19 protein-coding genes are annotated in these 18,657 nt (G+C 72.1%); 7 read left to right on the top strand and 12 right to left on the bottom strand.

The window, feature by feature from the left end; all coding sequences use genetic code 11:
- The first annotated feature begins 1 nt into the window (after window position 1).
- The 4 genes from ACTMTI_RS28185 to ACTMTI_RS28170 all read left to right on the top strand — a co-directional run bounded on the left by ACTMTI_RS28185 (window position 2) and on the right by ACTMTI_RS28170 (window position 5,460).
- Window positions 2–1,402: an FAD-binding oxidoreductase gene (locus ACTMTI_RS28185; protein ID WP_441123557.1), complete on the top strand. Its 1,401-nt coding sequence runs from the start codon at window positions 2–4 to the stop codon at window positions 1,400–1,402.
- 79 nt (window positions 1,403–1,481) lie between these two features.
- Window positions 1,482–3,056, top strand: a complete 1,575-nt coding sequence (locus ACTMTI_RS28180) for an MFS transporter (RefSeq protein ID WP_441123556.1) — start codon at window positions 1,482–1,484, stop codon at window positions 3,054–3,056.
- Window positions 3,057–3,080: 24 nt separating this feature from the next.
- The gene (locus tag ACTMTI_RS28175; protein WP_441123555.1) at window positions 3,081–4,202 is read left to right on the top strand and encodes an FAD-dependent monooxygenase; all 1,122 of its coding nucleotides are present in this window, start codon (window positions 3,081–3,083) and stop codon (window positions 4,200–4,202) included.
- A gap of 223 nt (window positions 4,203–4,425) precedes the next feature.
- The gene (locus ACTMTI_RS28170; RefSeq protein WP_441123554.1) at window positions 4,426–5,460 is read left to right on the top strand and encodes a fatty acid desaturase family protein; all 1,035 of its coding nucleotides are present in this window, start codon (window positions 4,426–4,428) and stop codon (window positions 5,458–5,460) included.
- Here the strand turns inward: ACTMTI_RS28170 and ACTMTI_RS28165 are convergent.
- Window positions 5,450–5,743 carry a hypothetical protein gene (locus ACTMTI_RS28165; RefSeq protein WP_441123553.1) on the bottom strand — a complete coding sequence of 98 codons (294 nt, stop codon included), beginning with the start codon at window positions 5,741–5,743 and terminating at the stop codon, window positions 5,450–5,452. The genes ACTMTI_RS28170 and ACTMTI_RS28165 overlap by 11 nt on opposite strands.
- A 70-nt stretch (window positions 5,744–5,813) precedes the next feature.
- Between ACTMTI_RS28165 and ACTMTI_RS28160 the strand changes: the two genes are divergently transcribed.
- Window positions 5,814–6,362 (top strand): hypothetical protein, encoded by a 549-nt coding sequence (locus tag ACTMTI_RS28160; protein ID WP_441123552.1) that lies wholly within the window; start codon window positions 5,814–5,816, stop codon window positions 6,360–6,362.
- A gap of 115 nt (window positions 6,363–6,477) precedes the next feature.
- Complete coding sequence (locus ACTMTI_RS28155; protein WP_441123551.1) at window positions 6,478–7,071, top strand: copper resistance CopC family protein; 594 nt, start codon at window positions 6,478–6,480, stop codon at window positions 7,069–7,071.
- Between the two features lie 57 nt (window positions 7,072–7,128).
- Here the strand turns inward: ACTMTI_RS28155 and ACTMTI_RS28150 are convergent, their stop codons facing one another.
- On the bottom strand, window positions 7,129–8,115 hold the full coding sequence (locus ACTMTI_RS28150; protein WP_441123751.1) for an aldo/keto reductase: 987 nt from the start codon (window positions 8,113–8,115) through the stop codon (window positions 7,129–7,131).
- Window positions 8,116–8,252: 137 nt separating this feature from the next.
- On the opposite strand from ACTMTI_RS28150, the gene ACTMTI_RS28145 reads away from it, so the two are divergent.
- Window positions 8,253–9,110 (top strand): helix-turn-helix domain-containing protein, encoded by an 858-nt coding sequence (locus ACTMTI_RS28145; protein ID WP_441123550.1) that lies wholly within the window; start codon window positions 8,253–8,255, stop codon window positions 9,108–9,110.
- A 260-nt stretch (window positions 9,111–9,370) separates the two neighbouring features.
- On the opposite strand, the gene ACTMTI_RS28140 is transcribed toward ACTMTI_RS28145, so the two are convergent.
- The 10 genes from ACTMTI_RS28140 to ACTMTI_RS28095 all read right to left on the bottom strand — a co-directional run bounded on the left by ACTMTI_RS28140 (window position 9,371) and on the right by ACTMTI_RS28095 (window position 18,652).
- Window positions 9,371–9,808, bottom strand: coding sequence for a hypothetical protein (locus ACTMTI_RS28140; protein WP_441123549.1), 438 nt, complete (start codon window positions 9,806–9,808; stop codon window positions 9,371–9,373).
- Between the two features lie 15 nt (window positions 9,809–9,823).
- Complete coding sequence (locus ACTMTI_RS28135) at window positions 9,824–10,432, bottom strand: pentapeptide repeat-containing protein (protein WP_441123548.1); 609 nt, start codon at window positions 10,430–10,432, stop codon at window positions 9,824–9,826.
- Window positions 10,433–10,449: 17 nt separating this feature from the next.
- The gene (locus ACTMTI_RS28130; RefSeq protein ID WP_441123547.1) at window positions 10,450–11,610 is read right to left on the bottom strand and encodes a cation:proton antiporter; all 1,161 of its coding nucleotides are present in this window, start codon (window positions 11,608–11,610) and stop codon (window positions 10,450–10,452) included.
- Between the two features lie 8 nt (window positions 11,611–11,618).
- Window positions 11,619–12,101 carry a cation:proton antiporter regulatory subunit gene (locus tag ACTMTI_RS28125; RefSeq protein ID WP_441123546.1) on the bottom strand — a complete coding sequence of 161 codons (483 nt, stop codon included), beginning with the start codon at window positions 12,099–12,101 and terminating at the stop codon, window positions 11,619–11,621.
- Between the two features lie 80 nt (window positions 12,102–12,181).
- Complete coding sequence (locus ACTMTI_RS28120; RefSeq protein ID WP_441123545.1) at window positions 12,182–13,423, bottom strand: alanine racemase; 1,242 nt, start codon at window positions 13,421–13,423, stop codon at window positions 12,182–12,184.
- Window positions 13,420–14,148 (bottom strand): MBL fold metallo-hydrolase, encoded by a 729-nt coding sequence (locus ACTMTI_RS28115; protein WP_441123544.1) that lies wholly within the window; start codon window positions 14,146–14,148, stop codon window positions 13,420–13,422. The genes ACTMTI_RS28120 and ACTMTI_RS28115 overlap by 4 nt, the downstream gene beginning before the upstream one ends.
- Window positions 14,139–15,272 (bottom strand): M20/M25/M40 family metallo-hydrolase, encoded by a 1,134-nt coding sequence (locus ACTMTI_RS28110; RefSeq protein WP_441123543.1) that lies wholly within the window; start codon window positions 15,270–15,272, stop codon window positions 14,139–14,141. The genes ACTMTI_RS28115 and ACTMTI_RS28110 overlap by 10 nt, the downstream gene beginning before the upstream one ends.
- Window positions 15,269–16,198: an ABC transporter permease gene (locus tag ACTMTI_RS28105; protein ID WP_441123542.1), complete on the bottom strand. Its 930-nt coding sequence runs from the start codon at window positions 16,196–16,198 to the stop codon at window positions 15,269–15,271. The genes ACTMTI_RS28110 and ACTMTI_RS28105 overlap by 4 nt, the downstream gene beginning before the upstream one ends.
- The gene (locus ACTMTI_RS28100; RefSeq protein ID WP_441123541.1) at window positions 16,198–17,142 is read right to left on the bottom strand and encodes an ABC transporter permease; all 945 of its coding nucleotides are present in this window, start codon (window positions 17,140–17,142) and stop codon (window positions 16,198–16,200) included. Before ACTMTI_RS28100 ends, ACTMTI_RS28105 begins: the two co-directional genes overlap by 1 nt.
- Entirely contained in the window at window positions 17,135–18,652 is a 1,518-nt protein-coding gene (locus ACTMTI_RS28095; RefSeq protein ID WP_441123540.1) for a sugar ABC transporter ATP-binding protein, read from the bottom strand. The genes ACTMTI_RS28100 and ACTMTI_RS28095 overlap by 8 nt, the downstream gene beginning before the upstream one ends.
- Window positions 18,653–18,657 lie beyond the last annotated feature (5 nt).

Here is an 18,657-nt window from a genome sequence, read left to right as displayed (position 1 = left end):
CATGCAGGGATTATCGCGAGTGGAGCTGATGCCGGGTGACGTCGGAGGTCACCAGCCGCGCTCCATTGCGGGAACCGAGAAGCCACGCACCCTCGACGAGGTACGCGCCCTCGTCCGGCACGCCATGACGGCAGGACACCGCCTTTACCCGATCAGCACCGGCAGGAACTGGGGGATGGGCTCGGCCATGCCGGTCACCGACGACAACGTCGTCGTCGACCTCAGCGGCATGAACCGCATCCGCAGACTTGACCTGGAGACCGGATTCGCGGTCATCGAGCCGGGCGTGACCCAGGCCCAGCTCGCCGCGGCGCTGCGCGACACCCCGTGGATGCTGAACGTCACCTGCTCCTGCGCCGACACCTCCGTCGTCGGCAACGCCCTGGACCGCGGCGACGGCTGCGTCCGCTCCCGCGTCCACGACGTGGCCGGGCTGGAGGCCGTGCTGGCCGACGGCAGCGTGGTCACCACCGGCGGGCTCGACCCGTCCGGCCACTACCACGGCCGGGTCGCCGGGCCCGACCTGACGGCCGCGTTCGTCCAGCACAACCTGGGCATCGTCACCGCCATGGCGGTCGCGCTGGTGCCGCGCCCGCAGACCATCGGCCTCGTCCACGGCCGCCTGCCGCGCGAGCAGGCCGGCGTCGCGCTCGACGCGATCGCCGGGTTCCTGCGCCGCGGCAACCCCGCCGACGGGCTGCTGCGCGTGCGCGAGCTGGCGCTCACTCCGAGCCACGGCGACTGGCTGCTGCCCACCGGCGTCGACCCGGACCTGTTCACCATCCTGGGCCCGCTGCTCGGCAGCGACGCCGCCGTGGAGCTCGCCGCGGAACTGCTGCGCAAGGCGCTGGTCGAGGTCGAGGGCGCCGAAGCGGTACGCGTCGTCGACGCCGCCGAGGTACGCCCCGACGACCCGCTGTATCCCAGGGCGCTCATGGCCCAGGGCATTCCCACCTGCCTCGGCGTGCGCAACGCGCTCCAGGTGGCCTCCTGCGACCAGATCGACGAAGGCGAGGTCGGTTTCCTGGCGCTGATGCCGCTGATGCCGACCAGCGCGCGAAAGACCGAGAAGATCGTGGCCGCCCTGCAGACGGCCGTGGACGCGCACACCACCGCCCTCATGGTCGAGTGGAACCTCGTCAGCAAGCACATGGCCAACGGCGTCATCCAGATCTTCTTCGAGCGCGGCGCGCCCGAGGCTCCCTACCGCGCGCACCAGCTCCGCAACGACGGAAACTGCGTGCTGCGCGGGCACGGCTGCGCCATCTACCGCTCCGACATCGACCACGCCGCCGCCGACGTCTGGTCCGAGACCAGCACCGCCGGCCTCGGCATGCTGCACCGCATGAAGACCGCGCTCGACCCGGACGGCCTGCTCTCGCCCGGCCGTTACGGCGCCTGACCCACGTTCATCCGCTCCCCGGCCGCACCGCCGGAGTGTGCAGGCCGGCGGAGACCACTCATAGCTTGGAGGTGACCACGTGCGTTCGTCACCAGCACGGGGGACGAGCACGGCCGCTGTCGGCCGCCGCCACGGCGTGATGCTGCGGCTGGTCGGCGCGGGTGTCATGTTGACGGTGATGGCCGACACCACGGCCACCACCCTGGCCGTCGGCGTGCTGCGGTACACCCCGGCGGGCGCCGGCATGCCGCTCCCCGACCTCGTCTGGCTGACCAGCGCGGCGTTCATCCCGATCGCGGCGCTGCTGGCCACCGCCGGCCGCTGGGCCGACCTGTTCGGCCGCCGCCGGGTGCTGGCCGTCGGACTGGTGGTGTTCGTGCTCGGCGGGATCGCCACCGTCACCGTGGACTCCTGGTCGTACGTGCTGGCCGCGCGGGCCGTCCAGGGCGCCGGAGCCGCCGCGATGATCCCGGCCAGCCTCGGGCTGCTGCTCGGCGAGCTGCCGGAATCGCAGCGGCGCGGCGCGATCGCACTGTGGAGCTCCGCCTCCGGGCTCGGCTGCCTGCTCATGCAGGCGGGCGGCGGCTGGCTGGCCGCCACCGTCGGCTGGCGGGCCCTGTTCGTCCCCGACGTCGTGATCGGCGTCGCCCTCCTGATCGCCTGCGTCGGCCTTCCGCCGGGTAAACGCGCCGGCGCCAGGGGACTGCCCGACGTGCTCGGCGCGTGGCTGCTCGCCGCCGGCATCGCGGTCATCGTGCTGGCCATCTCCAAGGCCATGGCCTGGGGCATGGACGTGGTCTGGCTGGCGCTGGCCGCGCTGCTCCTGCTGGGCGGCGCGCTCGCCCAGGCCAGGCACCACCGTCTGCCCGCCATCGACCTGGCGCTGTGGCGGCGGCCCAAGTTCGTCTGGGGCTGGCTGGCCACCTGGGGCTTCGGCGCGCTGTCGTACGGGCTGCTGACCGTGCAGCCGCTCTACCTGCTCCACCTGGGCTACCCCATGCTGGAGGTGGCCATGTGGCTGACGCCCACCTCGGTGGCCGTCGTCGTGACCAGCTTCCTCGCCGGGAAGATCGTCAAGCGGATCGGCGCGTACGGCCTGATCTACGCGGGATCCCTGCTCTGCGGCGGCGCGTGCGTGCTCGTGCTCACCCAGGCCGGACCCACCGTGTGGGGCCTGGTCGCCAGCGTCGTGGTCGGGATCGGGGTCGGCGCGCTGGCGCCGGGCACCTCCGTGGCCACCACCCTGGCCGCCCGCCCCCACCAGTACGCCTCCGCCGTCGGCGCGGCCACCATGGCGCGCATGGTCGGCGGGGCCGTCGGCGTCGCGGTCGTGTCGGTCGTCATCGACCACCCGTTCATGACCGGCCCCTTCTCCGGCCTGGCCGGCGCGCTGGCGATGTGCGTGGCCATCTCGGTGCTGATCGGCGCGCTCGCCCTCACCAAGATCACCAGGCTGCGGCCCGACCCCGGCGACGTCATGATCAAGGTGCCGCGCCGGATGCTGCTGGAGCTGCGGATGACCCTGGCCACGGTCGCGGCGGAGGCCGACGCGTTGCTGCCTGTCGAGACCCGCACGCCCCCCATGGACCCCGTCCCGCGGCCGCGGACGGCCGACTCCGGCCCGCTCGCCGGGACCCGCGGGCACACGCACTAGATCAACCACCGAAAGGCTCTCGTCATGGCAACCACATCGTGCGACGTAGCCATCGTCGGCGCCGGGCTGGGCGGCTGCTTCCTCGCCTTGCTCCTGGGCCGCCGCGGCCGGCACGTCGTCGTCATCGAACAGGGACCCTCCGTCCCCAGCGCGGGCGCCGACTTCCTCAAGCCCCCGGGCCTGCGCGTGCTGGCCCGGCACGGGCTGGCGGACCTCGCCGGACGCCATGGCCTCAGACGCGACCTCGTCCGCTACTACCACGACGGCGAACCGATCAAGGACTGCCGCTTCCCCGACGGCGGCTTCCTCATCCGCCCCTACCGGGAGCTGGTCGAGCTGATCTACGCCAGCTGCGCCATGCAGGGCGTGGAGTTCTGGTTCGACGCCGGAATCGACGACATCGAGGTCGGCGACGGCCGGGTGGAGGAGCTGACGCTCACCGACGGGCGCCGGCTGCGGGCCGACGTCGTCATCGGCGCGGACGGCACCAAGTCCGCCGTGCGCCAGGCGCTCGGGATCGACCAGCAGACGATGCCGTACGAGCGGCTGCTGATGCGGGTGGCCACCGTGCCGCTGAGCGTCAGCGTCGCGCAGCTCAACCGGCTGTACTTCAGCTCCGAGGGCTGGCTCGCCTACCTCTACCCGATCAGCAGGGACCAGGCCAGGGTGTTCGTCGGCCTGCCCCCCGAGGACGACAAGGAGATCTTCGAGGACGGCATCCCCGCGCTGATCGACGAGCTCAAGAAGTTCGTCACCGAGAGCTCGGACGCCTTCAACGCCCTCCAGCCCGCCACCTGGCAGCGGATCAAGGTCTCCTCGCTGCGCGTGTCCGCCTACCACAAGGGCAACGCCGCCCTGCTCGGCTCGGCCGCGTTCGCCTGCCACCCGATGACCGGCATGGGCATGAGCTACACGTTGCGCGACGCGGAGATCCTGGCCGACGTCATCTGCGCGGCCGGAGGCGACGGCGAGCTGCTCGACCTGCTGCTCCAGGCCCGCTACGAGCCGCGCAGGGAGGCCCACCGCCAGCTCATCGACTACGGCGACGCCCTGGCCGCGACCTTCCGCGACCGGACCGCCTATCTGGCCGCCTTCCGCCCGGACCTGCACGTCTACGGCGAGGCGGCCGCGCCGGCGCTCGCCTGAGCCGGCGCCCCCGCCGCCCGCCATTCCCCGGCGAGGTGCGGTCGTCCAGTGCCACGCTGAGTGCGGTGGCCGGCCCGATGCCCAGGCGGCGGGGGCGCCCTTCGGGGTAGGGCCAGCCCTACCACAATGATGGGTGACCGCGGGAGTTCGCATAGACTCCGCCACAGCGATGCTGATGAGTATTCGCGTTCGACTCACCAGCATCGGAGACATTGTGACTGTGGTGGAAACCCCCCGTGCCTCGGCAACGGGAGAGCGGGGCAGCGACTTCGCCAAGCTGTCGCGCCGCATCGCCCAGGCGGGACTGCTGGACAAGCGGCCAGGCTACTACACGGCCAGGATCGGCCTCGTGGCGGGCCTGTTCGCCGGAAGCTGGGCGCTGTTCGCCGCAGTCGGGGACTCCTGGTGGCAGGTGCTCGTGGCGGTGCTGCTCGCCGTGGCCTTCGCTCAGGTGACGCTGCTGGCCCACGACCTGGCGCACGGGCAGATCAGCCGGTCGCGGCGCACGTCGCGGATCGCCGGCCTGCTGGTGGGCAACCTGGCCGTCGGGCTCAGCTACGGCTGGTGGATGGACAAGCACACGCGCCACCACGCCAACCCCAACCATGAGGACCACGACCCCGACGTCTCGCCCGACGCGCTGCTCTGGTCGGTGAACCAGGCCGAGACCGCCCGCGGGTTCCCGCGCCTCATCGGGCGCTGGCAGGCGTTCCTGTTCTTCCCCCTGCTCACTCTGGAGGGGCTGAACCTGAAGGTGGCGAGCTTCCGGGCGCTGCGGCGAAAGTCGCTCAAGGGACGCAAGGCCGAAGGGCTCCTGCTGGTCGCGCACGTCCTGACGTACGCCGGCGCGGTGTTCCTGGTCCTGCCGCCCGGCAAGGCGCTGCTCTTTCTCGCCGTGCACCAGGCCTGCTACGGCATCTACCTCGGCTGCACGTTCGCGCCCAACCACAAGGGCATGCCGGTCCTCACCGCCGAAGACGAGCTGGACTTCCTCCGCCGCCAGGTCCTGACCTCCAGGAACGTGCGCGGCGGGCGGCTGATCAACACCGCGCTCGGCGGCCTGAACTACCAGATCGAGCACCACCTGTTCCCCAGCATGCCCTCGGCGAACCTGCGCAAGGCGCAACCGATCGTCCGCGAGTACTGCGAGTCGATCGACGTCGACTACGTCCAGTGCGGCCTGGTCGAGTCGTGGGCGCAGGCCATGCGCCACCTGCACGAGGTGGGCCGGTCGTTGCGTGGCGGCGTCAGGACGTGATGATCAGCTCCAGCCCGTCGAAGCCGTCCGTGACCTGATGGCCGGCCTGGGCCAGTACCGTGAGCAGCGCGAGCCGGACCGCCGTACGGACCGTCTCATACTTCACCAGCCGCTCGGCCGACGTGCCCCATGTGACGATCACACCGCGAGTGGGATCGTGCCAGACGCCGAGCCCGCCGTCCACCGCCATCATCGACGGCTCGACCGCGAACCCCGCGTCCGATAACTCCTGCCGGACCAGCCGTTCCAGGTCCGGACCAGCGACGGAGGCGGTGTCCATCACGGTCCGCTGCCCCGGCCCGCGCCTCGCGAACCCCCCCGGACGGCGAGAAGTGTGTGGAAAGATGGCGGCTGTGTCCTCCGCGTCGCCAGCCCTGCGACTGTCGCGAGCCGTCGTCTTCGCGACAGCGTGCGGTGCGGTGTCGGCGGGCGGGCACGCGCTGGCCGGCGGCGGCCTCGTGCCGTTCGAGGGCTACCTGGCGGGCCTGCTGGCGGTGCTCGCGACGGCATACCTGATCGCCGGGCGCGAGCGCGGCCCCGCGGCCGTGCTCGCCGCGACCGTGGGCGCCCAGACGGTGCTGCACCAGCTGTTCGAACGGCTCGCTCCCGCCGCGGGACCTGATCCCGCGCATGCGCACCCGGCGCCCGGCATGGCGCTGGCGCACCTCACGGTGGCGGCGCTGACGGCATGGTGGCTGCTCCGGGGCGAGCGCGCCCTGTGGCTGCTGATCCGCCTGTACGCCACCAGGCCGCCGCTCATCCGGCTGCTCGTCACCGCCCCGGCCGGCTTCCCGCTGCCGTCGTGGCGGCCGGTCACTCCCGACGTCCCCGCGTACGCGGGAAAGACCGTCTCGCGCGCGGTCAGCAGGCGAGGGCCGCCCGCGCCCGGGTTGTTCCGGTGACGACCCGGGCTTGAAGGCCCAAAGCCTGCACCTCTCGCTCCTGCCTGGCGGACAGGCACGGGCCGACCTTGGCACGGAGCGTAACGTGCGAACCGCGAAGAGGTATGACCGACCGATGACATTCTTTCCGCGACTCCGGGCGACGGCGCCGGCCCTGGCCGCCTGCGCGGCCCTCCTGCTCCTTCCCGCCTCGCCCGCATACGCCCACGACGCGCTCAAACGCAGCTCGCCCGCCAAGAACGCGGAGGTCTCCGCGGCCGCGGTCGAGGAGATCGAGCTCGAATACAGCGCCGGCGTCAAGTTCCCGTTCGTCGTGCTGAGCGATGCGGCGGGCAAGCGGGTCGGCCTCGGCAAGCCGCGGCTCGACGGGCCGTTCGTGCGCGCCGACGTCACCGGGCCGCTCGCCCCGGGCGCGTACGTGATCGCCTGGCGCGTCGTCTCCTCCGACGGCCATCCCATCGAGGGCGAGATCCCCTTCCGCGTGAAAGGATCACCGTCCCCGTCGCCTTCCTCGCCGGCTTCCCCTGAGGGTTCGCCCGCCGCGGGTGCCGAGGGATCCCAGGCAGCGGGTACGCCTTCGGCGGCGGCCGGGGAGGCGGCCGCGGCGGCGGGCGTACCCGGCTGGATCTGGGGCGGCTTGGCGGGGCTCGTCGCGCTGGGCGCGTTCGTCCTGATCAGGTCCGCGCGCCGCAACCCCGAAGGGACTTGAGCGGTTTCGGCAGGACCGCGCACGCGGCGCGTCCCAGCCGGCGGAAGGGAGCCGGGGTCAGCGGCCGTCGAGCAATCCCACGGCGTCGCCGTAGATGCCCGCGCTGCGGTCCACCTCCTCGACGAAGTCCCGGGGGAAGCCCAGTTCGAAGGGCACCGCCGACTCCAGCCGCCGCACCGCCTCCTCGGGCAGCGCGATTCCGGCCGCCCCCAGGTTGTCCTTGAGCTGTTCGGCGCTGCTGGCCCCGACGATCGGGTGCACGCCGCGCCCCATCGCCCACGCCAGCGCCACCTGCGCCGCCGTGACGCCCAGCTCGCCGGCGACCTCGACCACCGTCCGCGCCGCCGCCCGGTCCCGGTCGGTGAGGGAGTCGGGCGACACCCGGGAGGCCGCCGCCCCCGGGGCGTTGTACCGGCCGGACAGGATGCCGCGCTCGAGCGTCCCCCACGCCGCCACGCTCATCCCGTACGCCTGCGCCATCGGCAGCAGCTCCCGCTCCACGTCCCGCTTGAGCAGGCTGTACGGCACCTGCAGCCCGGCGAACTCCGTCCATCCGCGCCACTCGGCAAGGGTGTTGGCCCGGCTGACCAGCCACGCCGGAGCATCGGATATGCCGAGATACAACACCTTCCCGGCGCGCACCACGTCGTCAAGCGCCCGCATCGTCTCCTCGATCGGCGTGTGCCGGTCCCAGACGTGCACCCAGAAGAGGTCGATGTAGTCGGTCCGCAGCCGCCGCAGGCTCTGCTCCAATGACAGCACGAGGTTCTTGCGGTGGTTGCCGGCCGCGTTGAGGTCGCCGCGATCACGGGAGCCGGTGTATTTGGTGGCCAGCACGAAACGATCGCGGCGGCCCTGGAGCAGCTCGCCGACGACGCTTTCGCTCTCGCCGTACATCGAGGCCGTGTCCACGACGTTGCCGCCGGCGTCGGCGTACACGTCGAGCATCCGCCGCACCTCCGGCGAGGCCGCGCCGAAGGTCATCGCGCCCAGGAACAGCTCCGACACTCGCAGTCCGGTACGGCCGAGTAGCCGGTAACGCATCACGTTGATCTCCTCACAAGTTTCATGTCCTTATGGGTCCCAATCTGCCGCCGCCGGTGAGGCGGAGGAAGGCCGGGCGGAGACTGGCCCCGGCAGGGCCACGATAGGGGCGCGGCAGCCCCCGTAGACTCGGGGTCGTGAGCGACAACGAGCTGGGCGCGTTCCTGCGCGCCCGCCGCGAGGCCGTCAAGCCCGCCGACGTGGGGCTGCCGGACGGGCCGCGGCGGCGCACGCCGGGATTGCGCAGGTCCGAGCTCGCCACTGTGGCCGGGGTGAGCGTCGAATACCTGACCAGGCTGGAGCAGGGCCGCGACCGCAACCCGTCCACGCAGGTGCTCGTGGCCCTCGCCGACGCCCTGCGGATGACGCCCGAGGAGCGCATCCACCTGCGCCACCTGGCCAAGATCATCAGTGGTGGCATCGCGCTGTGCCCGGGGGCGGACCAGGCGCCGGCCCGCACGGTGCGGCCGACCGTGCGCGCGGTGCTCGACCGACTGGAGCCCGCGCCCGCCGCCGTGCTCAACCGGCTGGGCGAGGTGCTCGCCCACACCACCGGCTACGAGCGGGTCTTCGGCCCCATCGGGCTGCTGGACGGCGAGTCGCCCAACGTGATCGCATACGTGTTCACCGACCTGCGGGCCAGGATCGCCTACCCCGACTGGGACCGGGTCGCCGACGAGCACGCCGCCGCCCTGCGGCTGGAGTCCAGCGGCGGCGACGCCTACGCCGACGAGCTGGTCGCCGAGCTGACGTTCGCGGCGGGCGAGGCCTTCACGGAGCGGTTCACGGTGCCGTCGGCGCCGCCGCGGCCCGCCCCCGTGGAGCGGCTTGCGCATCCGGAGGCCGGCGAGCTGCGGCTGGCCCGCGAGGCGCTCGACCTGGCCGGCGGCGAGCAGCGGCTGCTCGTCCACCTGCCGGCCGACGCCGCCACCGCCGCCGCGCTCGACCGCCTCACCGGCCGCCACCCCGGCGCCCTGCGTGCCGTGACGGCCTAGCTACTTGCTCCTGAAAAGGGGCTTTGAGGTTCGGGCGGGATCTTCCAGCTCGGCGTGTCGCTCGCGAGGTGAGGCGCTGAGAATCGCTCTCAGCGCCTCACCTATTTCATGTTCACTTGCAGTGTGGCACCTGCTTATACCGGCTTATACCGGTCGCGCAGAACCTCCGCCGGGATCTGGTTGAGCTTCGTCGGTCGGGCACCCACTCGACATGCTTCTGGTGGAAGCCGCAGCGTCACATCGTTACCCGCGTCGCGACTTCAGCAGATTTCCGTGCTCTGATAAACAGCGGTAGGGGTGGACTCGTACCTCCTCGTCTGCCCCTCCGAAAGCAGCTTGCAGGTGCTGTCGGGCCCGTACTTCCAGAAGGCCTTGACGTTGTAGCCCCAGGCGCAGGTGTTCTTCACCTTGACCCAGGGGTTTCCCGTTATCGTCCTGCCCCCGTCCACCTTCGTGAAGCAGTTCGCCGTCTGTGTGGTCTGCGCATTTGCGCTGCCTGCTCCAGTAACCAGCAGAAGTGCGGCACCCGAGGCCACGGCCCACGCCTTGAAGCCTGCTCTCATCATACTGAACCTCCCAGATTTGAAGATCGTTTGAGATTTGGCCAACAGTACGGGAAGGTCCGGTGAACCGCTACCTAGATCACTTAAGACGCCATGCGATGTGTCACTCCGTTGAAGAGCCAGCAGTTCGTCCACTCCGTCACCCTCAAGTCATTCGCGGACGACCAGGCCGAGAGCGGCGGCGACGACCGTCGCCTGGAACGGGTCGATGATCGCGTTCTTCAGCGTGACCTCGTGCGGGTCCAGCGTGCTCAGATCGCTGCCGCGCAGGTCGCACTTGGTGAGGTCGGCGCCGCGCAGCCACGCCCCCGACAGGTCCGCCCGCCGCAGCTCCGCGCCCTCCAGCCGGGCCCCGCTCAGGTCGGCCTCGCGTAGCCGGGCGCCGTCGATGGAGCTGCCGCGCAGGTCCGCGCCGGGCAGCGCGACGTACGACCAGTCGCCGCCCTCGACCTTCAGCAGCCCGTACGTGCACGAGTCGAACACGCTCCCGGTCAGCTTGCAGCCCTTGAACGTCGCGTCGAAGAACGAGCACCGGATGAACGAGCAGTTGAGGAACTGCGCGTCGGTGTGCTCGGAGACGTTGAAGCGCACGTTGCCGAACGTGCACTCCTCGAACGTCGAGCCGTGGTCGACCAGCTCCGTCATGTCCACGTCCTGGAACAGGACCCGGCGGTAGCTCGCGCCCGAGAGCTCCAGGGTGTCCCACTCCGCGGCGCCGATCGTCTTGTCGATGGGGTGTGCGGGTCTCCGGTTGGCCATGCGAACAAACTAGCGGATCAGGCCCGCTTGGCGATGGCAGTGATCACAGGTTGCACGAGCTTGGCCGCGAGGGGGCCGAACGCCGCCAGGATCAGGACGTACGCCGCCGCCAGCGCCCCCAGGTCGGGATGCGCGCCGGCGCCCACCGCCAGCCCGGCGATCACGATGTTGAACTCGCCGCGCGGGATCAGCGCGATGCCCGCCCGCGCCTGCCCGGCCTTGCCGATGCCGGCCCGCCTGGCCGCGTACACGCCCGTCAGGAGCTTGGTCACCATGCTCGCCAGCGCCAGCAGCGCGGCCAGGCCGGCCACCGGCAGGATCTTCGCCGGATCGGTCTGGAAGCCGAAGAACACGAAGAACACCGCCGCGAACAGGTCACGCAGCGGCGCCAGCAGCGCCTGCGCGTCCTCGGCGAGCTGGCCGGACAGCGCGATCCCGACCAGGAACGCGCCCACCGCCGCCGACACCTGCAGCTGCTGCGCCAGCCCGGCGACCAGCAGCGCGAGCCCGACCACCTTGAGCAGCAGCACCTCGGAGTTTGGGCTGGAGACGAACGCCTCGATGAAGCGCCCGAACCGCAGTGCCACGACCAGCACCACGCTGACAGTGGCCAGCGCGACGCCGACCGAGATCGCCCCGCTCACCAGGCTCAGCCCGGCCAGCATGGTGGTCAGGACCGGCAGGTAGATCGCCATCGTCAGGTCCTCGAACACCAGCAGCGACAGCACCGTCGGCGTCTCCCTGTTGCCGATCCACCCCAGGTCGGAGAGCACTTTGGCGGTGATGCCGGAGGAGGTGGCGTAGGTGACGCCCGCCATGGCCACGGCCGCGACCGGCCCCCAGCCCAGCAGCAGCGCGCAGATCGCGCCGGGCGCGGCGTTGAGCACCATGTCCACGAGGCCCGCGCGGGCGTTGCCGGTCAGGCTCGTCACCAGCTCGTCGGCGTTGTACTCCAGGCCGAGCGTCAGCAGCAGCAACACCACGCCCAGCTCCGCGCCGACGGAGATGAACTCCTCGCTGGTCGCCAGCGGCAGCACCCCGCCGGTCCCGAACGCCAGGCCGGCGATCAGGTAGAGCGGGATGGGGGAGATGCCGACGCGCAACGCCAGCGCGCCCAGCACGCCGAGACCGAGGAGAACAGCACCGAATTCGAGAAAGAGAACCGCGGTTTCGTGCACCCGCGGTCCTACCCTTCCGCCAGGATGCCGGCGACCCCGGAGGTGCTGTCCTCGCTGCCCACCACGACCACGACGTCCCCTTCGCGGAAGACGAAGTCGGGGCCGGGGCTGGCGTACACCTGCCCGGAGCGGACGACGGCGACGACGGAGGCGCTGGTACGGGTGCGCACCCGGGCCTCGCCCATGGGGCGGTCCACGTAGGGGGAGCCGGCCGGGATCGGCAACTGCACGCTGACCAGGCCCTCGACCTGCTGATGCAGCTGGTTGAGCCGCTGCACGATGCGCGGGGCGCCGAGGAGCTCGGCGAGGGCGTCGGCCTCCTCGTCGTTCAGCTTGACCGTCTGGCAGGCGCGGTCGGGGTCGTCCTTGTCGTAGATCACCAGGTCCCGGCGCCCGGTGCGGTGGGACACCACGCCCACGCGCTGACCGGCGCGGGTGGTGAAATCGTGCCGCAATCCGATGCCCGGCAGCGCTGTCTGCTCGACCTCCACCTGACCCACCTGTCCATCCGCCGATTTCCGGACAACCCTACAGCGGAGTCATTCCCAGAGACTCGGGCGATCCTGGGGGCTCAGAAGTAGGTGCGGATCAGGTCCACGACCGTGTAGTCGTCCGCGACCACCGGAATCACCTGCCATTTGTCGAACGCGGTGCACGGGTGGGAGATGCCGAAACAGATCAGCTCACCCGGCGCGACCTCGGCACCCGCCTCCACCTCGACGTACGCGTGGTGGTCGTTGACCGATCTGACGCGCAGGCCGGCGGCCGGGCGCAGCGTGCCGTCCAGCGCGCGGACCCGTCGCGGCAGCGGCAGGCCCTCGTCATAGGACACCTCGCGCTTGCCGAGGCCGACGATGGCCAGACCGTCCTCCGGCGTCGAGGTCACCTGCGCCCACACCTCGAGCGCCGCCTTTAGCGAGCCCTCCCCGGGGATCCGCCGGAACGGTGTCCACTCCCGGTAGATGCCGTCGTCGTGCGAGATGTACGCGCCGCTGCGGAGGATCGTCCGCAGGCGGTGGCCGGGCAACCAGGAGCCGGCCAGCCGATCGGCGACGGCGTCGAAATACTTGCTGCCGCCCGCGGTGACGATCACCTCCTCGGCCAGCAGGCCCCGCGCCGCCAGCTCGTGGACGGCCGCCCGCACCTCGTCCAGGTAGCGGCCGGCGGCCGCCACGTCGGGCAGCCCGCCCTCGTACGCGGCCACACCGGCGAGCTCCAGCCGGGAGGCTCCGGTCACCGCCCGCGCCACCTCGGTCAGCTCCGCGACGCTGCGGCATCCGGTGCGCCCGCCCGGATGGCCCAGCTCGGCGAGCACCCGCAGGGGCCGCTCACCCGGCACGGACGCGACCGCCTCGGCCATCGCCCGCACCCCGGCCACCGAGTCGGCGAAGCACAGGAAGCCGAAGCCCTGCTCCACCTGCTCGGCCGCCCAGCGCAGCGGGCCCACATCGAGCAGCTCATTGGCGAGCAGCACGCTCGGCACCCCCATCCGGCGGCACGCGAGCGCCTGGTTGGCGGTGGCCACGGAGATCGCCGTGGCTCCCGCGCGCAGCTGGGCGGCGAAGAGCGAGGGCGCCATGGTGGTCTTGCCGTGGGGGGCGAACTCCAGGCCGTGCCGGGCGCAGAAGCGGGCCAGCGTGTCGATGTTGTGCGCGATGGCGGCCTGGCCGGCGACCATGAGCGGCCAGGTGAACTCCCCGCCGAACAGGCTGGGCCGGCCGGCGGCGAACTCGTCCAGGGAGATCGCCGGGCCGGGCCGCCACATCCCCTTGGTACGCCAGTCGATCTGCTCTGCCGGGACGGTGAGGGTCATGTCGTACTTTCTGGTAGCAGCCCGCGGGCGAGGACGTCCCGCGCTGTGGTCAGGTGCCGGCGGGCCCGGTTCAGCGAGATCTCGTGGTGGCCGGGAAAGAGGGCGTCCACCTCGAACCCGGCCAGGCGGGCCAGGCTGGCGGCGTACTCGGGCACCCGGCAGTCGTGCAGGTTTTGGAGCGACACCCGCCCGCCGGTGAAGACACAGTCGCCGGAGAACAGGGCGCGGTGCCCCCGCGCCTCCAGCAGGTAGCAGGTGTGGCCGTCGGCGTGGCCGGGCGTCGCGATCGCGCGCAGCGTCACCCCGCCCAGGTCGATGTGCGCGCCGTCGGCGATCGGCGCCACCTGCGGGCAGGCGGGGAAGGTGTAGACGCCGGGGTACGTGCCGCCCGCCCGGGCGCGGTCGAGGCTGATCATCGCTTCGTCGCCGGTCGCTATCCACCGGTCGGCCGGTGGGCCGGCGAGCACGCGCAGCCCGGGCACCCGGCGCGCCATCTCGGCGGCGCCGCCGGCATGGTCGGCGTGGCCGTGGGTCAGGAGCAGGTACGCCGGGACGGCGGCGCCCACGTTGCGCAGGATCGCCTCGACGCCGTACCCGGCGCCGGCGTCGATCAGCGCGCAGGCCCGGGTGCCCCGTACCAGGTAGACGTGGCAGTCCAGGGGGTCGGTGAGATCGAATCCGGCGGCGCCGCTGCCGACCAGGTCCACGTGCTCGGTCAGTCGCACGCGCTCACCTCGACCCGCCGGGCCAGGTCGGCGATGACCTCGGCGGCGAACCGCACGTCGGCCAGGGCCACCGACTCGTCCGCCGAGTGGGCGTCGAGGACGGATCCCGGCCCGAACACCACGGCCGGGATGCCGGCCCGCGCGAGCTTGCTGGCGTCCGTGCAGAACGGCATGCCGCACACGCCCGCATCGCGCCCGCGCGCGGCGAGCGCGCCGGACAGCGCGGCGACGATCGGGCTGTCCGCCGGGGTGTCCAGCGCGTAGTCCACGTTGAACGGAGGGTCGAGCTCGATCCGTCCGGGCAGCAGCCTGCCCAGTTCCTCCCCGTCGTGCCGCCACACGGCCATCGGGTCCTCCCCGGGCAGCGTGCGCCGGTCGACGTCGATCTCGCAGCGCCCGGGGACGATGTTCGGGCCGGTGCCGCCCTGGATGCGCGTGACGCACCTGGTGGCCGGGCCGAGCAGCGGGTGGGCGGGCAGCGCGGGCGGGGTCGCGTCGAGGTGGCCGAGCACGCGGGCCATCAGCGAGACGGCGTTGACCGCCTCCTCCGGGCGGGAGGTGTGACCTGCCTCGCCGAGCGTGCGCACCGTGTAGCGCACCACGCCTTTGTGCGCGATGGCCGCCGCCAGGCCGGTCGGCTCGCCGACCACCGCTCCGACGACCTCCGCCACGGGCAGGCTGTCGAGCAGGCCCAGCACTCCCCGGTAGCGGTACTCCTCGTCGATGACGCCGGCGAGCACCACGGTGTACGGCGGGACCGGGCCCGCGGCCAGCTCCGCCGCGGCGAGCATGAAGGCGGCGAGCGAGCCCTTCGCGTCGCAGGCGCCCCGGCCGTACATCCGCCCGTTGTGCACCTCGCCCGCGTACGGGTCCACGGTCATGCCGTCGACCTCCACGGTGTCCAGATGCGAGGCCAGCAGGATGGCGCGGGGGTCACGGCCGGGCACCACGGCCACGACGTTGGGCCGGCCGGGCAGCACCTCGTGCGTCTCGGCCGTGATCCCGTGGTAAATGAGCCATCGCCGGACGATTCCGGCCAGCGCCGCCTCGCCCGGACCGGATCCGTCGCGCGGGTTGACGCTGGGGGTGCCGACCAGCTCGCGCAGCAGGGCTTCGGCGTTCACGTCGTCCGCCGTTCCCGGGCGTAGACCAGCAGCAGCCCGATGATGAGCAGCCCCAGGGCGACCTGGCGCAGCCCCTCGCCGAGGTTCCACGCCACCAGCAGCGCGGTCAGCAGCGTCAGCAGCAGCGCGCCGGCGACCGTGCCGAGCAGGTGCCCGCGCCCGCCCAGGATGGACGTGCCGCCCAGGACGACCGACGCGATCGACAGCAACTGGTACGGATTGCCCATGGTCAGCGAGCTGGTTCCGGTGAATCCGAGCAGCACCAGCCCGGCGACTCCGGCCAGCAGCGCGCAGCCCGCGTACATCGCCAGCGTGGTGACGGGCACCGGCACGCCCGAGGCCCGCGAGGCGGGCTCGCTGGTGCCCAGCGCGAAGGCGTAGCGCCCGAGCCGCGACAGGTGCAGCAACCAGGCGGCGACGGCTGCGATGGCCAGCCACAGGATCGTGGCCAGCGGGATCCCGGCCACGCTGCCGTTGGCCAGCGCGTCCAGCAGCGGGATCCGGGCCGAGCGGGGCGAGCCGCCCGTGTAGATGAGCAGCGCGCCGGAGATCACGGTCGCGGTCGCCAGCGTCATCACCATCGGCGGCAGGCGCAGCCAGATCAGGCCCGCGGCATTGACCAGCCCGACCAGCGCGCTGACCGCCAGCGCGATGAGGATCGCGGCGGTGCCGCCCGACGCGGCGGCGACCTGCGCGCAGACGACGGCCGACAGGGCCACCACGGCCGAGACCGACAGGTCGATCCCGCTCATCATCACCACGAGCGTCTGCCCCACGGCGACGATGCCGAGGAAGGACGCCGTCTGGACCAGGTAGCGCACGCTCCCGACGCTGTCGAACCCGCCGGCGAAGAGGATCGCCGCCAGCCAGGTCACCACGAGCACGCCGAACGCCCACACGGCCCGGTTGTCCCGCAGCGCGGCCATCACGCCACCCTCTCTCTGGTCGCCAGCGTCTTCACCGCGACCGCGACGACGAGCACGACACCCTGCAGGATCAGCTGGTAGAAGGTCGAGATCCCGGTGAACAGCAGCAGGTTGGAGAGCAGACCGAGCAGGAGCGCGCCGAGCAGCGCGCCCCGCATCTGCCCGACGCCGCCGAAGAAGCTGATCCCGCCGAGCACCGCGACGGCGATGGAGTTCAACGTGTACGGGGTGCCGATCGTCGGGTCTGCCGAGCCGGTCTGGATCGCCAGGCCGATGCCGGCCAGCCCGGTGAAGAGCCCGGCCAGACCGTAAGCGATGATCTTGACCCTTCGGGTGTTGATGCCGTTGGCGAACGCCCCGTGCTCGTTGCCGCCGACCGCGTAGAGGGCCAGCCCGAACCGGGTCGTCTTGACCAGTTTCCAGACCGCCAGGGCCACGCCGATGGCGATCGCGGGCAGCGCGAGGCCGTACCAGCCGAGGTTGTAGGCCCGCACCAGCCCCTCCGGCACGTGCCCGCCGGGCTGGGGGAGCGCGATCAGCGTCACCCCGGCCCACAGGAAGGACGCGGCGAGCGTGACGATGATCGGCGGCAGCCCGGCGTAGGCGACCAGCGCCCCGTTCGCCGCGCCGGCGAGCACGGTGACCACCAGCGCGATCGCCATGGCGGTCACGACGTCGGCGGGGACGACCACGAACACCGCCATGCCGAGCGAGAGCACGGCCCCCAGCGACAGGTCGATGCCGCCGGTGAGCATGACGATGGTCTGGCCGATCGCGGCCATGATCAACGGCAGGAACTGCGCGGACAGGATGGTGATCGTCGACGGCTGGAGCAGCGTCGGATCGAGCCGCCAGTAGACGGCGAGCACCACGACCAGCAGGCCGGCCGGCCCGAGGAGGTCGAGGTGGCCCCGCGCGGCGCGCCGGAGCGGCCGGTCACGCACGAGAGGCCTCCCCGGTCGCGATCCGGCCCGCCACCGAGGCGTGGACCAGGCGTTCTTCGGTCAGGTCCGGCGCGGCCAGCCGATCCACGACCGCGCCCTCGTACATCACGAGGACCTCGTCGCACAGCCCGACCAGTTCCATGGTGTCGCCGGAGGTGACGAGCACCGCCATGCCGTCGGCGGCCAGCTCGCGCAGCAGGTGGTAGATCTCGCGCTTGGTGCCGACGTCGATGCCGCGGGTGGGCTCGGCGAGCAGCAGCACGCGTGGCCGGTTCGGCAGCCACTTGGCCAGGGCCACCTTCTGCTGGTTGCCGCCGGAGAGCCGGCGCGCCTCCTGGGCGGGTGTGGCGACTTTGATCCGCATCCGCTGGATCAGCTCGCCGACCAGCTCGTTCTCGCGCTGCCGGGAGACGGTGGTCAGCGTGCGGGCCGGGGCGAGTGCGCGCAGGCTGGTCAGAGCGAGGTTGTCGCGGACGCTGCGCATCACGTGGAGTCCTTCGGTCTTGCGGTCTTCCGGCACGTAGCCGATGCCCCGGCGGATCGCCTCCCGGGGTGAGGCGAGCCGGCAGGTTCGCCCGTCCATCTCGATCCGCCCGCTGTGGGGGCGCAGGCCGAACAGGGCGCGCAGCACCTCGCGCTGCCCCTGGCCCTGCAGCCCGCCCAGCCCGACGATCCGGCCGGGCGTCAGCTCCAGGCCGACGCCGGCGCACGAGCCCGGGATGGACAGCCCGGTGACGCGCAGCACCGGGTCGGCTCCCGGCGGCGCCGCCTTCGCCGGGAACATGTCCGACAGTTCTCGCCCGACCATGAGCCGGACGAGGTCGTCGTGGCCGGTCTCCTCGCGCGTGCGGGTGGCCATCACCTCACCGTCCTTGAGCACGGTCAGCCGGTCGCTGATGGCCAGCAGCTCGCCCATCCGGTGACTGACGATCACCACCGCCCCGCCCCGCTCCCGCAGGTCGCCGGCCACCCTGAAGACCGCGCGTACCTGGTCGTCGTCGAGCGCGGAGGTCGCCTCGTCGAGGATCAGCAGGCGCGGGTCCGCGGCCAGCGCCTTGGCCAGTTCCACCAGCTGCTGCGCGCCCAGTGGCAGCCGTCCGGCGGGCGTACGCGGGTCGGCGTCCAGACCGACGCGCTCCAGCAGCGGGCGGGCGCGGGCCACCAGGTCGCGCCGGCGTACCAGGCCGTGGCGGCTGGGCCAGGCGCCGAGGAACACGTTCTCCGCCACGCTCTGGTGCGGGTTGAGGCTCAGCTCCTGATGCACCGAGGCGATGCCGGTGGCCCGGGCGCGGTGCGGGGACCACGCGCGGACCGGCTCGCCGTCGTACCTGATCGTCCCGGAATCGGGCGCGAGCAGGCCGGTGATCAGGGACAGGACGGTGCTCTTTCCGGCGCCGTTCTCGCCCACCAGGGCGAGCACCTCTCCGGGCTGTATGTCGAAACTGACTTCGCGCAGGACGGAGACTCCGGCGAAGGACTTCGACACCCGCTCGACGTTCAGCAGGGTCATCAGCG

The sequence above is a fragment of the Nonomuraea sp. H19 genome (assembly GCF_052068215.1).
Taxonomy (GTDB): domain Bacteria; phylum Actinomycetota; class Actinomycetes; order Streptosporangiales; family Streptosporangiaceae; genus Nonomuraea.
The sequence above is the reverse complement of the archived record's forward strand: the minus strand, read 5'-3'. Positions and strand labels throughout refer to the sequence as shown.